Genomic DNA, 15,163 nt, shown 5'->3' with positions numbered 1-15,163 from the left:
TATACTGTATCGTTAGCCATTCATCAATAACTTTTCTAATTCGCATTATAAGAATATCCAGGAAAAATGTTACGTTTTCCACTTGGGTTTCGAAACCTTTGGTTTATTTCTTCTGCCGGCGGAATACGCGAGGAGAGCCATGAATACCGCAACGACGGCTGCTACATAATATATCCAGGTATAGTTTGGAGGCGATCCGTAATAGAACTTTATGGTCACGAGCCCGGTCTTACCATTAATTTCAATCAAAGGATTCGAAGTAGACACACCTAGTGTATGGACTCCGTTTGAAATTGCGGGATTTGTATAGTTGTATGTCACGTTAACCGAGCTTCCGGGACCTAGTGATGAAATGACTTCCGAATGCACTTGAGTACTATCCATGTAAAAATCTATTGTCAGATTCTTTACATAACCGGTTCCAGGATTACTGACAGATACAACAAATGTAATCGGCGCAATGACCTTTATGCTCGTATTATACTTCGGAGAACTAACTGTTTTACCGTTATAATTTCCTGTTGAGAACACCTGCATGTGCAAAGTTTGGGCATAAAATGGAGCCTTAAAGTTAATAGCGAAATTCGGAGACTTTGAAGTGTTGTGATAGGAAAATGATGGGCTTGCCCCAGTCATATTCTGGCCTGCTATGTAAACAGTTACTGAATAATTGGAGAATCCGGTTGTGTCGTTCACGTAAAGCGTAAAGTTCTGCCCTTCACCGATATATGATGGAAGCGTGAGAGTGGAGGCAAGCGGAGGAGCGTAACCAGATGCATTGGACACAACCAGAAGAGATGATCCCAGGAGTATCATTACAACAATGAGTGCCAAAATAACTTTCTTCATCTCTTCCTACCTCTTAAGATTGTAACAACGAACCCGGCAACAACTGCAACAGCTATAACAATTAGCCCTGTGTAAAGTGCCTCGTAGGGATTTCCAGTATAATTAGATATGATCTTATTCCCGGTGACATGTGAACCCACCTGGATCGACCCCAGATGTACCACACTCAAGGTCTGATTCTGATACCCGACGGTTTTATTGTAAATTTCAATATTGAAATTAAAATTATAGATGGGAGAACTATTATTCGAAGGCTTCAACAGAACATTTAGAACCGTACTGGAATCATAATTAACCGTTGTGGAATTTGATGTTACATTGTTGATCTCCAATAATGGAGTCCATGATCTGTTCGTAATGTATGTTGGATCAATGATCCTGAAATTTAAAGTAATTTTAGCATTCCCAGTATTATTCAGAACCACGGGAATGTCTAATTTTCCCCCAACCATAGATTCAGGGGACTTATGAACGGAATAGGATAGGAATTCATTAACGAATACAGGGAGGGTATATGATTTGGTTGAGTTAGAATAAGTTACGCTGATGGGTACGGAATTGTTGCCATAAGCGACATTTCCCACATCGCTGAAATTACCAGTCACGTTTGCAATTTGGCCGGGTTCGAGATTCATTGTAGATGTGTTAAAAGTAGCTGTCCAGCCTGTCGCCCCTGAGCTCAGTTTAATGAACTCTGCAACATTGCCTGTATTTTGAATCGAAAATTTATAACTAAATGGTACCTTCGGTGTGATATTAGGCTTATGTTGCTCTGGTGTTAACTTAAAGTCCGTCTTTGGTATTATTTGCATGTTCAAGAAAACAGAACTTGGTGAATTAATAAGAGTTGTTGACGACGCACTGTAAGCGACAGATATGGACGAATTGTTAGCAGCAACCATGGAACTGGAGAAGGATGTTTCAAAAGTGTATGTCCCATACGGGAGCAGAAGCGATACACGTGAACTATTGAACATATAGTTACTGCCCAGATTGGTTGATAGTGTTACATTATTATTAATTGTGGATGTCCCCAAGGTCACATAAACCTTGACCTTGTAAGCAGGTTGCATACTAATGTTATAACTTAGACTGCTGGTAAAAGGAGATATCGCTAGGTTCTGTAAAAATGCAGAATCTAGACTGTTGTCCTGAACGTACACCGTGTAGTTTGAAGTAGCCAACGAAACAGAATACTCACCTGCAATATTGGTATTTGCCACCTTGGTGTAATTTGCCGAATAAAACACTATAGTGCTTAAGCTAGATGCTACTCCGTTGAATGACAATACACCTTTTACTGTTGTGAGCATTGGCTTAGCTAAGACCGGAACAGATACAAATGTGTTCTTAGTCACATAAACTTGGATTGTGCCAGCTAGCGAATAGGATCCAGATGAATTTGCCATTCTTCCATGATACACTACTGAATAATACCCTAAAGGTACAGGAGTAGATCCAGAAGAAAGAGATATGCCAAATCCGTTACCAACGAGAAGATACGTTCCCTGATTATTTCCGAGAGTGTTACTTAGATTTAACTGTGCATAGGGATTATATTTTGGGGAGAATGATATGAAACCATTAACATTGACCAGAGAGATGTTTACACCTTCAGTCGAGGAATATGCATAAACGTAATATTGCCCGAAGATCAGCTGTTCAGGCGAACTCACTTCTGTGCCATTAAGATAATAGATGTTCGTGGTCGTCGATCCGTTTGCTTTAACGGACCCGAAATTCGATAATGTATGGTTGGAGAGAGGCGATCTTCCTTCATTGACTCCGATAACAGGGTTATCTGCCAAGAAACCGGACTTTATTCCTTCAACTGCAATATAGTATACGCCTACTGGAATTCCAGAATTAATAAGATCGAATGTAATATTATTATTTTGGATCGTTGCAGAGAAGTTAGCCCCGGAATTATATAATGCAACCTTGGTACCGTTTGGACTCACTTCTGGATCGATGAAATGCAAAGAACCAGAAGTTACAATAGGGCTTGCTCCGAATGAAACTGAGCGGCTTTTCACGTTGATCTCTTGCGAATGGAAGCTGGAACTAAGATAACGGACGTACATGCCGTTTAGGGAAATACCGGGATACAACAATGAGAACGCGCCAGAGGAAAGATTTCCAAATGATACAGGTAAACCAGAAGAAGAATAAAGAACAACAAGACCAGAAGGAGTGGCCGTATAGTTTCTAGACGACATTGAGTTTATAGCTGTTACATTGACGTAATTAGATTTTACAGCAGTTATACTTATTTTCACGAATGGCCCGACGGAGTTAATAACATTACCGTACACCGTTCCATTCGAAGTAGAAGCAAGTACTGAAAAACTGTACATTCCTATTGGTATCTGAACAGTGAGCGGAATAGTGGATGTGAAAGGAAACGAGATCATAGCTGAAGAATTCATTATCTCGTAATCACCAACATAGGCTGTGGATACCCCTGGACTATGCGAGGAAAGATTTACAAAGCTTGACTTCTGCCATTTCCCTGCCAAATTGAAGGAGGAATTCGCTCTAATATCAATAGTCTTCAGGTATGAATAATTACCATTCGCAGCGTGATTCGTAGCATATATGGTGTATACACCAATCGGTACATTTGCCACGAAGGATCCATTGCTGCTCTTCTCAGCAGTTACGTTAGCGGACATTTTTCCGTTCTTGAGAAGCTCTACGTTAGCATTTCCTGAAATGGCATGACCAGGAATAATAACAACACGCACTGCTGGAGAAAGAGAATAATCTGAGGTATAGTTTTTACCCCATGTCGAAAATGACACTTGCCCTACCATTGACATTATCGACGAGTTCCCAGCGAAAACAGAATAATTACCTGGGGTGACCCAGGCAGTAGCTGTGCCATTGGAATCTGAAACTACCTGCTTTACAATTAAGCCGTTTGTCGTTGTGATATTTAGAGGAATACCGGAGATCCCAATTGAACCAATAGAGATTTTGGCTAATATACGATCAAGAATCACGGTAATATTTTTGGTTGTAGTAGAATTTGCCACCACGCTCACGTTTCCAATATTATGGTAGTAATCTCCTGCAGAAACGAGAGAAATGTTGTAGGTTTCAGGGGGTACATTCAATTTCTCAAAATACCCATTAGAAACGGTTATGTTAAAACTGTTGTTGTATGTGCTGTTCTTGAATATTAGTGTCCCGCTGTTAAAGGGTATGGCAGCCGAATTTGAGTTAGATGAAGAGTAAGTTAGGCCAATAGTACCGCGTACTGAATCTTCGGGTAAGGTAAGATTCTTGATAATATAGTAGCCAGGGAGTCCGGTTGTAACGTTTATAGAGCTGTTTGTCCGTTCAGCCTGTGAATTGCTCACATTCAGACTGTAAGAAGCTATCGTTGAGCTCCCGGAAAGCTCCAAAGTGTTGTATTTCCCGGTGGAAAATAGAAGCGTATCGTTTCCAGGAACAGCATTCAACTTGTACTCTCCAGATGCATTTGTCTTCACGACTTCGTGCGGAATACCATATTGGTCGAAGAGCGTAACATATACGCCTGGTGCAGGTCTCCCGTCTCCAGAGACAACTTTACCCTGAACAATGGCTCCAGGGTAATATGAAACTATCGGATCCCATTCATTATTGACACTAACGAGGTCAACAGCCGGAGGAAATAAGACAACTGTTCCATTATTTTCCTTGTACAATTTGTACGCTTGTTCAAGTGGTATGTATTTTCCAGCGGAAAGATGATTCTGGTAATCTTTGTACGGATTGTAATAACTGGAAGAATAGACAATTTCGAAGTTACTCATATTCCACGCAGGCATAACCGGATAACTCGAATTACCAGTGCTGACTCCAGGTATTCCGCTTGTTAAACCGACCACCGAAGGTGGATAACCTATGGTAAATCGATATATGCTTGAGTTGTAAAAACTCTGGGTATAGGAAATATTAGTTCCAGTAATTGTGGCGTCCTTCGGAGTTTGATTCAGTGGAAACGTTCCGTTAGAAGTGGTGGCTATAATGTTATAAAATGGATATGGAACTACTTCACCCTGGTAGTCATATGACTGATAATCGGTTAGAAAAGCAGGTGCATAAAATATACCTGGATCACTAGCAGAGATCGGAAAGAGCCCAGACGATCCGACTGTTATCTGATTATACTCTATGTTATAACCGGTCTCAGAGATAAGCTGTTGATATAGATCATTCAGCGATTGAAGCGAATATTTTGATGATAATTGACCATTAAGATAGGCAAAATAAACGTTGGCGCTCGAAATCTGGGGAATAAAATTACCGTACAGTGATGGATCAGACAATACTATTGATGTGTAACTACCTGGATTTTGTGATACTCCAAGTACATTTTTGTACTCTGCGTTTCCAAGGTACTGAATGAGCGTGTTTTTGACATTGCTGCTAAAACTATTACTGTTGTTTACATAATTTCCCTGTATGACACGCGCAATATATAAAGACAATATCTGGCTCTGATTCTGCGCTAGAAGTACCTGCCCAGCGACTTCATACCCCTGCTGGAAATCGTCCGCCACGGTGGGATGTTGCCCCTGATACATTTCCTGAAATCCGTAGTCCCACCAGGAAAGGTACGCAGGTCGTTTATCAAATGGCACGTTCTTGTTCTGACCGGCAAGCCATAAGAATGATTGAACCTGTGGATCTGTCTTATTTACTATCGATAGACCGGAAGCTCCAGCAAATGCAATCGTGCTTGCGTTCAACCCAAAGAATGAAGGCAGCGCAGATGCAAGTTCACTATTTACATGACCAGCGTTATTTGTGGGAATACCAGATGACACAGTAGATAATCCAGAAGGAACAACAAGAGCAATAACGACAAGCACAACAAAGGCAACCTGCAAGCCCTTTATATTCCCTCTTATACTTTTAGCTGGCGACATCTCTGAACTAACGCGTCTTTTCTTTAGATCCTGCAACCTCACTATTCCAATGAAATAAACGAGAAGTCCAGCAGTTAATATTGCATACACAGGGGCGACATCTATATTAAACTTGAAAGATTCAAAACTCATGAAAATTGAAACTATGGAAAAAATTGCAAAGAAGAGCATGAGTTCTGAACGTGTCTTTAGGAATTTATAGATCACATAACCTAAACCAGATAGACCTAAGATAAACTCCGCCCCACCATAACCACTTATGTAGGAACCAAGGGTTGATATTGTTACCCCTGAAGCCTCAGCTATGGTTGTATATACCCTGCTTTTTATAAAGTAACCATAACCACCTAATACTTTCACCAGAAGTGACGGGTAAAAGTGCGCAAGACCAACAATGGCAAGTCCGGCAGCGAGGATAAGTGCGGGGATTATTAATATCCATGGCCTGCGGCTGATAAGATTCATTAGAACAGCAAAGCCTATGATAATCACGCCAAGAAGCAACTCTGTGTTGTACCATTGTGGTCCTTCACCTAATATTTGGTAATAATAGGCGCCCATTGCGAAACCTATCGCTATGAAAATTATGGTATAGAATGTGAGATAACCGCTTGGTTTCTTAACTATCAAGTTGGTAAGAATCTGAACAGCGACATATATCAATACTATCGCTTCGATGTAGGCATAGCCCTGCCATGAAAGCATTAAGCCACCCAGAGAAGCTCCAGCGAGCATTACATAAACAACAGCTACTCGATTGTTTCGATAAAAGTTAACTAGATTTGATCCTAATGAACGAGCATTACCTATCTTATCAAGCAAATAAGTTGGTTTCGTAGCCTTCATGGCCTTTATGTAGAAATATATTACGAATAACGCAAAGAGTAGTTCTGGAGTGTGCATCCTTCCGTCAGAGAGAACACCAGCGGAGAGATTCACTGACATGATTGCGAAGAGGAAAGCCCCGATAAGGCCCCCACGCCTGCCAAAAATTTCCTTTCCAATTAGGTAAACAGGAATTATCATTATTGCGCCGAAGGCTGCGTCAAGTTCCTCAAATGCATAGAATGCCACTGTTTCTACACCGACATGGAATATCGGGCCAAAGGTCTCAGCTACAACTATAACAAGCATGTGAAAGAAAGGATTCCTAGGGTTTATGGTTCCGATAGGGTAGTTCATCCTCGGATCGAATACTATCCAGTGATGATATGTAATAAAGTAAACAATGTTCATCCAGTTGTAATATGGATCACTTCCACCTGATGTGGGCAGAACAGCGATCCCACCACCTGTTACAAACGTAGGGCCCCATGCAAAATAATTGGACACAAATAGGTAGAATACCATAAGAATTCCAACTACTATGTATTCAACATGCTTCTGGACCCAGATTGATAAATTCTCCGTCCTTTCGTTATCACTATATGTATACATTATGTTTGTACCTGAAGGAAGCTAATTGAATTAGTGTATAAAAAACTAATCCGATTGGAAAAGTGTCCAGATGTGAATATAGGGATGGAGGAGAACAAAGATATAAATAGAGGGATTTCACTTAGTAATTTTTGCTTCATACCTCAGACTTTCACGCTTAATATTTCGGTTTATGTTTATTGTACATTTCTCTTAGCATACTGTCGTCAACATGAGTATAAATCTGGGTTGTGGCTACGCTTGCATGCCCCAGTATCTGCTGTATAAACCGTATGTCGCCCCCATTTCTGAGAACCGATGTGGCAAAGGTGTGCCTTAATACGTGAGGTGTGACCTTTTTTCTTATACCTGCTTTTTCTGCGGTTCCCTTTACAAGGCGCTCAATTGAAGAAGAATCATACCTTCTTCCTCTCCGACTGAGAATCAATGGCTCAGGATCGCCAACTGCATCATATCTCTTCATGAGATACTGATCCAAGATCTCTTTACATTCGGAGGGCATTATGACAATTCTATCCTTATCCCCTTTGCCAGACCGTATCCGTATCACGCCTTCCTCAACATCAACATCCTGTATGTTTAATTTACAAAGTTCCCCGACGCGAATACCAGTATATGCGAGTATATTGATAATCAGATTTGCTTTAAGGTCATTCTTTGAAAATGTGATAAGTGTCCTTGCTTCACTCTCGTTCAGGTATGAAGGCATATGCACGGGTCTCTGCGGAGCCGTAAGATTCAAAGGAGGTACAACCGATCTCGACTTAAAAAAAAACCTTATGGCTTTTATAGCTAAATACTGACTGGTTTTTTTATATTTCTTCTCCACGGAGACAAAGTGCTTGAAACGTTCAATATCAGCAGATGTACATTGCTCGGGCTTCTTTTTGACGAAATTGAGGAAAAGAGAGACAAGAAAGGAATATTCCTTAACCGTGTAGGGACTTTTTCGCTCACCGATCATATACGAACGAAAATTTTCAATGTCTTTATTGAAATTAATGTCGCGCAAAAGATATCAATTGAGGTAAACAAAAGCACAATAAAAATGTATAGATGAATTTTCCTTAGGCTATTTAGAGCTAAAATTCGAACCTCTTTAGATCAAAAACATAATGCTCTAGTGAAAACAAGTCATGGTCAACCTCCATAGGAGAATTTCACAACAATGGAAAGAAAAAATCGTTGGCAAGAGTAAAAATCACAGATTTATTCCACTTTAGAACAAAAGCAGAATTTGAGTTAATGGCTGCCAAAAGATCTTGGGCATATCTTCACAAATGATCGGAATACTTCCTACCATTCTAAAAAATAAAAGCTTAGCTTTATCAATAACTCTTTTAAATCAGAGTTGAATCAGAATATAATGAAAGCTGCAACTATAGGTCCAGAATTTGGTAATGAACATTTAAGGGTAACAGAAAAGGATATGCCGTCGATAGCGACCGGGGACGTGCTGATACAAGTGGATAAAGGGGGCTTGAATCCCGTAGATTATAACCTAATTAATGGTAAACTTATATACAATATTAGTCCTATACCACATGTCCCGGGTACAGAAGTGATTGGGACAGCAGTAACAGATGGCAAGTTAATAAACAGAGGAGATCGAGTCATAATATACAACAGAGTCTTTGACGGCACTTGTGAAAAGTGCATCACAAACAGGGAACACCTCTGCATAAATGGCGGAATTTGGGGCGTAATCACGGACGGGGGTTACCAGGAATACGTTTCTGTTCCAGAAAAGAATCTTTTCAAAATGGAGGATTATTTGGATGAGGACGTAGCCGCTAGTCTTCCCGTTGCTGGACTAACTGCCTACCATGCTCTGAAACGCGTAAGTGCAAGAAGCGGAGAATCGATTCTTGTATATGGGGCTTCAGGGAATACTGGAATGTTTATTGTTCAGTTTGCGAAAATTATGGGAATGCACGTATATGGCGTTTCTAGGAACCTATGGATTAAGTCCTTTGGATGCGACGAGGTATTCAGTACAAAAAGTGTGCCTCAAGATCTCACTGCGGATATAGTGGTAAATTCTCTTGGCTCAGAATTTTGGGATGAATCGTCGAAGCATTTATCCGTCTCAGGAAGATTGGTGACATTTGGAATTCAAACTGGGAAAGAAGCTTCGCTTGACATATCAAAGATTTATTCCAGAGAAACAACAATCGTTGGCTCAACCGGCGGAACAAGGAAAGATCTTCACGAAATAATTTCTATTGCCCGCGATTACCAATTGCGGATAAAAAAATTCAAGGAGTACCCGATTAGCGAATTAAAACAAGCTCTTTCGGACTTCCAGAAAAGACATGAGGGAAGAATCCTAATAAATATGAAAAAGTGACATTTTTATTTTTCCCTTCGCTTCATGCCCGGCACATCTTTTGGACTCCATGATCCATCTTCGTTCCTGGTATACCCAAGATCATAATTTTCATCCAGATCTTTCGCACTCATTATTGATTCATAAGGCAGCGAATTTGACCAGCCTATGCCACGAAGAAGAATCTCATTATGATCGGGATAATAAACTAAATCTTTTGCAGTCCTGGTCGCATCAGGCCATACCTCTATATCGAGAATTTTTAGTTCCTCTCCTCTGTCTGCAATAAACTGACTTGTCATATCTGGCCCTGTCGGTTTAGAAATAAGCATACCTGGTTTCATGGAAATCTCCTTCCCGCCCATGCGCAAAGTTCCTTGACCGTTCAAAACAAGGTAGTATTCATCAACGGCAGAATGACTATGGAGTCTTGAATAAGTGCTGTCTTTTCCAATCCAGTAGGTTCGCATAAATGCCCGCCCCATTCCGAGCAGAGGCATGAGAAACCTTGTCGTGCCTTCCGGCTCCTTCAGTGTCAACGCCTCCTCTTCCGGGAACAGCGATTCGTCCGAAAAAACATCGGTGGTAGGGGGAATCCATGCCTCCTTTTCTGATGGAACGTTACCATCAGGTGCACGGTATTCCTTGACTTCATCAGACCACATAGAAGCAATGCGTTCCACATACCTGAATCCAGCATTGTCAAGATCAGGAACCATAATCCATAACTTTTCAGGGAGGTCCTTCCTTAGGCGTCCGCTGAATTTACCAAGTTCGTTCCACAAAAAATTCGTAAGAGACATGAAGTCTCTATCATTGCCTCCCGTTGGTATTTGGCCAAAGGAATTTGGAAGGAAAAGTTTCCAAGCAATATCTAGCCTTATTGCAGTAGCTGGTATTTCATTTAAATCAGTTTTTTTCGCAACAATTATTTTCATATAACCACTAAAAGTAGATATAAGAAATTAACTATTGAATTTTTCTTGGTCTCAGATGTAAATTCAAGCCTTTGGCAAGGATTTAAGCGCCTGAATAGGTTCTTTAATCCCATTCGAGAATATATATGATGCGGAAACAAGGATGTCCGCGCCTAGTTTTGCACACTCATTCCCTGTAACATCATTCACTCCGCCATCAATCTCAATCTGAATCCCGAGGCCGCGCTCATCAATTATCTGTCTAGATTCAGAAATTTTTGGTTTTACATAATCTAGGAACTTTTGGTATGAGAATCCGGGGTGAACAGACATGATGACCAGAAGTTCTGCACCATAAAAATCTGGGAGAATATCCGAAATTCGAGTCTCCGGATTCACTGCAATACCCATTTTTTTGCCTTCCGCATAAATTTTCTTCCGAAGATCGACAAAATCCACCAAACACTCGGAATGGACAGTTAGTATGTCTGCTCCGGCATCTATGAAGCTTTTATAATAGTGATCGGGCCGCTCGATCATTAAATGTGCCTCAATCGGCTTTGCCGTGCATCGTCGCACTGCCTTTACAAAATCAGATCCAACGGTTATATTTGGAACGAAATGGCCATCCATAACGTCCACGTGATAACTATAAGCACCGGCACTATCGCACTCAGAGATTTGATTTTCTAACTGCTCCAAACGCGAAGATATCAATGATGGCGAAACTTTCACGAAAAAGTAATTGCTAACTATGATTAAAACATGTTCAATGACTTTACATTCAGCGTATTCTTTTGCGGTTCAGGTTAACTTCTCTATCAAATGACCATTTGCTCTAAAAACCTATATATAATATTTATAGGTGTAGAAATTTCCATGGAAATACTTATTAAGGTGAAACCATTCGTTGATTGTAATGATAAGCCACGAGAACCAAAAACCTAAGTCAATATCCGGTAGATCACAGAAAGATCTGACCAATGAGATATTTCAACGTGTAATAAAGCTAAAATTAAAATTGATAAATCAGTACCATAAAATGTACCAAGAATCATCTCTGGATCATGTAAGGAAAATATTGACTAAAGTTGAAAATTCCGAGAAAGAGGATACTGAACTCATTAAATCTGCTATAGAAACAGGTTCCCTAGACGAACTCTCACCAGATTCCCAGCCAGTTGACTACGAAATGCTTGATCACATCATTGCAGAAGATTCGGACGAAACAGACCCAAATGATTTGAGAAGTGTACTGATATTTGCGATGAAAATGTCAAACGATTTCAGTAAGATATTCTCTTTGATGGCTGAAGAATATAAAGGTCTCCAGGTAACAAATGCTCTCAGAGTGCTTACCGACAGGGAGCTGGATATGAAAAATTATCTCACTAATCTTTACGATGACTTAATAAATAAGGACTACTGGTGATTATCTGGATTTTTTAAAGTTTAATTTTTTCAAGGCAAAGAGATGACTCTATTATTCCCCGCATTGAAAACTGCAATTTAAGAAAATTCCATCACTTTAATCAAGAACATCCATGACAACCTTCATAGAATTTTAGGAGGATGTCACCGATAACGTATTAAACCGAAAATTAATTAATGATATTATGCCATCCAAAACTAAATCTTTCTGGCAAAAAAAGTTGGAAGAGATGGAGCGATCAAAGGCGGGTTTCAATAAAGATTATGACACTTGGAAGAAAAGAACATTGAATCCTTGGAATGAAAAGACACATTTTTCACCCACAGAATATACGAATTCATCGAGTTTTGACCTGAAGGAGATTTACTCATCCGAAGACATTCCGAGCGATTATGAAAAGAAGAGGTTAGGGATGCCTGGTGAATACCCCTTTACTCGAGGCATATATCCTAACATGTACAGGGGAAAACGATGGACAATGAGAATGTTTTCTGGTTTCGGTACTCCAGAGGACACAAACCATCGGTTAAGATATTTGATAAAACATGGAGAAACCGGACTCAGTATAGCTTTTGACATGCCCACTCTCTACGGTTACGACTGCACCAATGAAAGGGCTGAGGGCGAGGTTGGGAAATGCGGCGTAAACGTGTCATCCTTGAAGGACATGGAGATCATTTTCAAAGGAATCGATCTCTCAAAAGTGAGTACATCCATGACCATAAATGCCCCTGCTGCGGTTCTCACCGCAATGTACGCAGTTGTAGCCCAGAAAAAAAACATTCCTATAGAAAGACTCGCGGGCACTGTCCAGGCAGACATTCTCAAAGAATATATAGCACAAAAGGAATGGATATACCCACCAGAAGCGCACATAAGACTGATTAGGGACATGATGGTATTCTGCACAAACAACATGCCAAAATGGAATTATATAAGCATATCCGGATACCATATAAGGGAAGCTGGTGCAAGTGCACTTCAGGAATTAGCTTTTACGCTCGCAGACGGTTTTTTCTACGTGGACCTCGGCCTTCAAGCAGGTCTTGAAATCGATAGATTTGCACCAAGACTTTCATTCTTTTTCAATTCGTCCATAAACTTTTTTGAGGAAATTGCTAAGCTTCGCGCAGCAAGAAGAATATGGGCGGAAGTCCTAAAGGAGAAATACGGAGTAACGGACAAGAGGAGTCTTGGCCTTAAGTTCCATACACAGACATCAGGATATACCCTAACTTGGCAGCAACCTCTTAACAACATAGTGAGGACAACGATAGAGGCAATGGCAGCGGTTCTTGGTGGAACACAGAGTCTTCATACAAACTCATACGACGAAGCATGGGCACTTCCATCCGAGGATGCAGTTAAGGTTGCCCTCAGGACCCAGCAGATAATATCCGAGGAAAGCGGAATACCCGATGTCATCGACCCACTCGGTGGATCGTACTACCTTGAGTGGCTAACTGACAGGATGGTTGAGGAAACATACAGGTACTTTTATGAGATCGACAGACTTGGGGGGATACTCGAGGCTGTAAAAAAGGGTTACATACAGAAGGAAATAGCTGCAACATCTTATAAAAGACAGATAAGGCTTGAGCAGGGCAAGGAGACAATGGTTGGAGCAAACAGATATGTCGAGGAAAATGAGAAGCCCATAAGTATTCTGAGAATAAGCAAGAATGCCGAGAAGGCTCAGGTTACGCGGCTTAGGAACGTAAAAAGCAAAAGGAACGAGGCTCATGTGCAGAAAACTTTGCTTGATCTGGAAAACGCCATGAAAACCGAAAATGAAAATACGTTCCCTTACATCATGAAAGCTGTTGAAGCTTATGCCACGCTCGAAGAAATATCAAACGTTGGGAGAAAGATCTTCGGTGAATGGAAAGAACCAATCATTGTTTAAGGATCGGCCTATAAAGGTCCTTCTGGCCAAGCCCGGGATTGATGGGCATGATAGGGGAATATTTGTGCTCTCCAAGGCGTTCAGGGACGCAGGAATGGAGGTCATATACCCGGGATTGCTTCCGAAGCCTGAAGACGTAGTTGAAATTGCAGTAAACGAAGACGTCGATGTAATTGCGCTTAGCCTGCTCAATGGAGCCCATCTCACTGTTTTCAAGAAGGTGATAGATATCATGAAGAAACGTGGCATTAAGGACATTGCCGTTGTCGGGGGAGGCACGATCCCTGATGAGGACAAACCCAAACTCGAGAAAATGGGTATCACAGGAAATTATGGGCCAGGAACACCCCTTTCCGTAATTATAGAGCATGTCAAAAAAAGAGCCCAAGAGGCCAGAAAGCTGAAGATGGCGTGATTTCTTGAAAATAAATGAAATAATAAGTGGCATTCTCCGTGGAGATAAAACCTCGATCTCCAGGGCAATCTCTATTGTGGAAGGAGAACCAGGTTCAGAAATTTCCAGGATTCTTATGGAGAAGATTTACAAAAACATCGGAAATGCTCATATTGTAGGAATAACCGGACCGCCGGGAATAGGGAAGAGTACCATGATAGGCCATCTAGCTGAGATGATTGCAAAGCCCGGGAAACGCGTCTCTATCGTTGCCATAGATGCTTCCAGTCCGTTCTCCGGCGGTGCATTTCTCGGTAACAGAATAAGGATGCAGGAATCTCTTGCAAGGAACGGTATTTTCATGAGAAGCATCGCTTCCAGGGGTATGGAGGGCGGACTCACCGCCTCTATCTGGGAAACAGTCAAAATACTCGATGCTGGAGGATCAGATTACATAATTGTTGAGACAGTCGGAGCTGGCCAATCAGACATAGAGGTTGTGAATCTTGCACATACGGTAGTGGTAGTTCTCGGACCTGGTCTTGGTGATCAGATCCAAGCATTGAAAGCGGGCATCATGGAGATAGCCAGTATATTTGTTGTAAACAAGATCGATCTTCCGGGTGCTTACATCGCACTGAAGGACATACAGGACACCCTAGCTATGTCCCCGCAAAAGGGATGGAAAATACCAGTTTTAGGAGTTAATTCTTTAGACGGAACTGGATATGAGGAGTTAATTTCCAGAATAGGCGCGCACATGGATTACATTCAGGCTAACGACAGTGCGAAAGAGGAGATAATAAGGAAAGAACTGAAAGTAGTCGCTATGGAAGAACTTAGGAGAACTTTTGAAAGAAAAATGAATACATTTCTCTCAGAACAAAAGAATAGCAAGACCCTGCTAAAAGGTGGCGTGGATATCTACAGCGTTGTTGATGCGATCCTTCACGATGAAGATAAGTAATTGTTGTGTC

General features: G+C 41.1%; 10 protein-coding genes. 5 read left to right on the top strand and 5 right to left on the bottom strand.

What is annotated here, in order from left to right; translation table 11 throughout:
* Positions 1-69: 69 nt before the first annotated feature.
* From LVQ96_03780 to LVQ96_03770, 3 genes are all read right to left on the bottom strand, one after another.
* A complete protein-coding gene (locus LVQ96_03780; protein MCW6170272.1) occupies positions 70-849 on the bottom strand; it encodes a hypothetical protein in 780 nt (259 codons plus the stop codon).
* On the bottom strand, positions 846-7,208 hold the full coding sequence (locus LVQ96_03775; protein ID MCW6170271.1) for a glycosyltransferase family 39 protein: 6,363 nt from the start codon (positions 7,206-7,208) through the stop codon (positions 846-848). Before LVQ96_03775 ends, LVQ96_03780 begins: the two co-directional genes overlap by 4 nt.
* A gap of 157 nt (positions 7,209-7,365) precedes the next feature.
* Positions 7,366-8,220 carry a tyrosine-type recombinase/integrase gene (locus LVQ96_03770; GenBank protein MCW6170270.1) on the bottom strand — a complete coding sequence of 285 codons (855 nt, stop codon included), beginning with the start codon at positions 8,218-8,220 and terminating at the stop codon, positions 7,366-7,368.
* Between the two features lie 354 nt (positions 8,221-8,574).
* On the opposite strand from LVQ96_03770, the gene LVQ96_03765 reads away from it, so the two are divergent.
* On the top strand, positions 8,575-9,558 hold the full coding sequence (locus LVQ96_03765; protein MCW6170269.1) for an alcohol dehydrogenase catalytic domain-containing protein: 984 nt from the start codon (positions 8,575-8,577) through the stop codon (positions 9,556-9,558).
* Between the two features lie 5 nt (positions 9,559-9,563).
* Here the strand turns inward: LVQ96_03765 and LVQ96_03760 are convergent, their stop codons facing one another.
* Both LVQ96_03760 and rpe read right to left on the bottom strand, forming a co-directional pair.
* Positions 9,564-10,475: a cupin domain-containing protein gene (locus tag LVQ96_03760; GenBank protein MCW6170268.1), complete on the bottom strand. Its 912-nt coding sequence runs from the start codon at positions 10,473-10,475 to the stop codon at positions 9,564-9,566.
* Positions 10,476-10,538: 63 nt separating this feature from the next.
* A complete protein-coding gene (rpe, locus tag LVQ96_03755; GenBank protein MCW6170267.1) occupies positions 10,539-11,189 on the bottom strand; it encodes a ribulose-phosphate 3-epimerase in 651 nt (216 codons plus the stop codon).
* A gap of 307 nt (positions 11,190-11,496) precedes the next feature.
* On the opposite strand from rpe, the gene LVQ96_03750 reads away from it, so the two are divergent.
* The 4 genes from LVQ96_03750 to meaB all read left to right on the top strand — a co-directional run bounded on the left by LVQ96_03750 (position 11,497) and on the right by meaB (position 15,153).
* On the top strand, positions 11,497-11,886 hold the full coding sequence (locus LVQ96_03750) for a hypothetical protein (protein ID MCW6170266.1): 390 nt from the start codon (positions 11,497-11,499) through the stop codon (positions 11,884-11,886).
* Between the two features lie 184 nt (positions 11,887-12,070).
* Positions 12,071-13,792 carry a methylmalonyl-CoA mutase family protein gene (locus tag LVQ96_03745; GenBank protein MCW6170265.1) on the top strand — a complete coding sequence of 574 codons (1,722 nt, stop codon included), beginning with the start codon at positions 12,071-12,073 and terminating at the stop codon, positions 13,790-13,792.
* Complete coding sequence (locus LVQ96_03740) at positions 13,764-14,207, top strand: cobalamin B12-binding domain-containing protein (protein ID MCW6170264.1); 444 nt, start codon at positions 13,764-13,766, stop codon at positions 14,205-14,207. Before LVQ96_03745 ends, LVQ96_03740 begins: the two co-directional genes overlap by 29 nt.
* A 4-nt stretch (positions 14,208-14,211) precedes the next feature.
* Positions 14,212-15,153, top strand: a complete 942-nt coding sequence (gene meaB, locus LVQ96_03735) for a methylmalonyl Co-A mutase-associated GTPase MeaB (protein ID MCW6170263.1) — start codon at positions 14,212-14,214, stop codon at positions 15,151-15,153.
* Positions 15,154-15,163 lie beyond the last annotated feature (10 nt).

The sequence above is a fragment of the Thermoplasmatales archaeon genome (assembly GCA_026127925.1).
Lineage (GTDB): Archaea > Thermoplasmatota > Thermoplasmata > Thermoplasmatales > Thermoplasmataceae > JAKAYB01.
Note: the sequence above shows the minus strand (reverse complement) of the source record. Positions and strands in the feature narration are given on the sequence as shown.

Excerpts from the sequence above, each read along its gene's own strand:
- LVQ96_03775 (MCW6170271.1), bottom strand. The coding sequence starts at position 7,208 with ATGTATACATATAGTGATAACGAAAGGACGGAGAATTTATCAATCTGG.
- LVQ96_03750 (MCW6170266.1), top strand. The coding sequence starts at position 11,497 with ATGTACCAAGAATCATCTCTGGATCATGTAAGGAAAATATTGACTAAA.
- LVQ96_03780 (MCW6170272.1), bottom strand. The coding sequence starts at position 849 with ATGAAGAAAGTTATTTTGGCACTCATTGTTGTAATGATACTCCTGGGA.
- LVQ96_03745 (MCW6170265.1), top strand. The coding sequence starts at position 12,071 with ATGCCATCCAAAACTAAATCTTTCTGGCAAAAAAAGTTGGAAGAGATG.
- LVQ96_03765 (MCW6170269.1), top strand. The coding sequence starts at position 8,575 with ATGAAAGCTGCAACTATAGGTCCAGAATTTGGTAATGAACATTTAAGG.
- LVQ96_03760 (MCW6170268.1), bottom strand. The coding sequence starts at position 10,475 with ATGAAAATAATTGTTGCGAAAAAAACTGATTTAAATGAAATACCAGCT.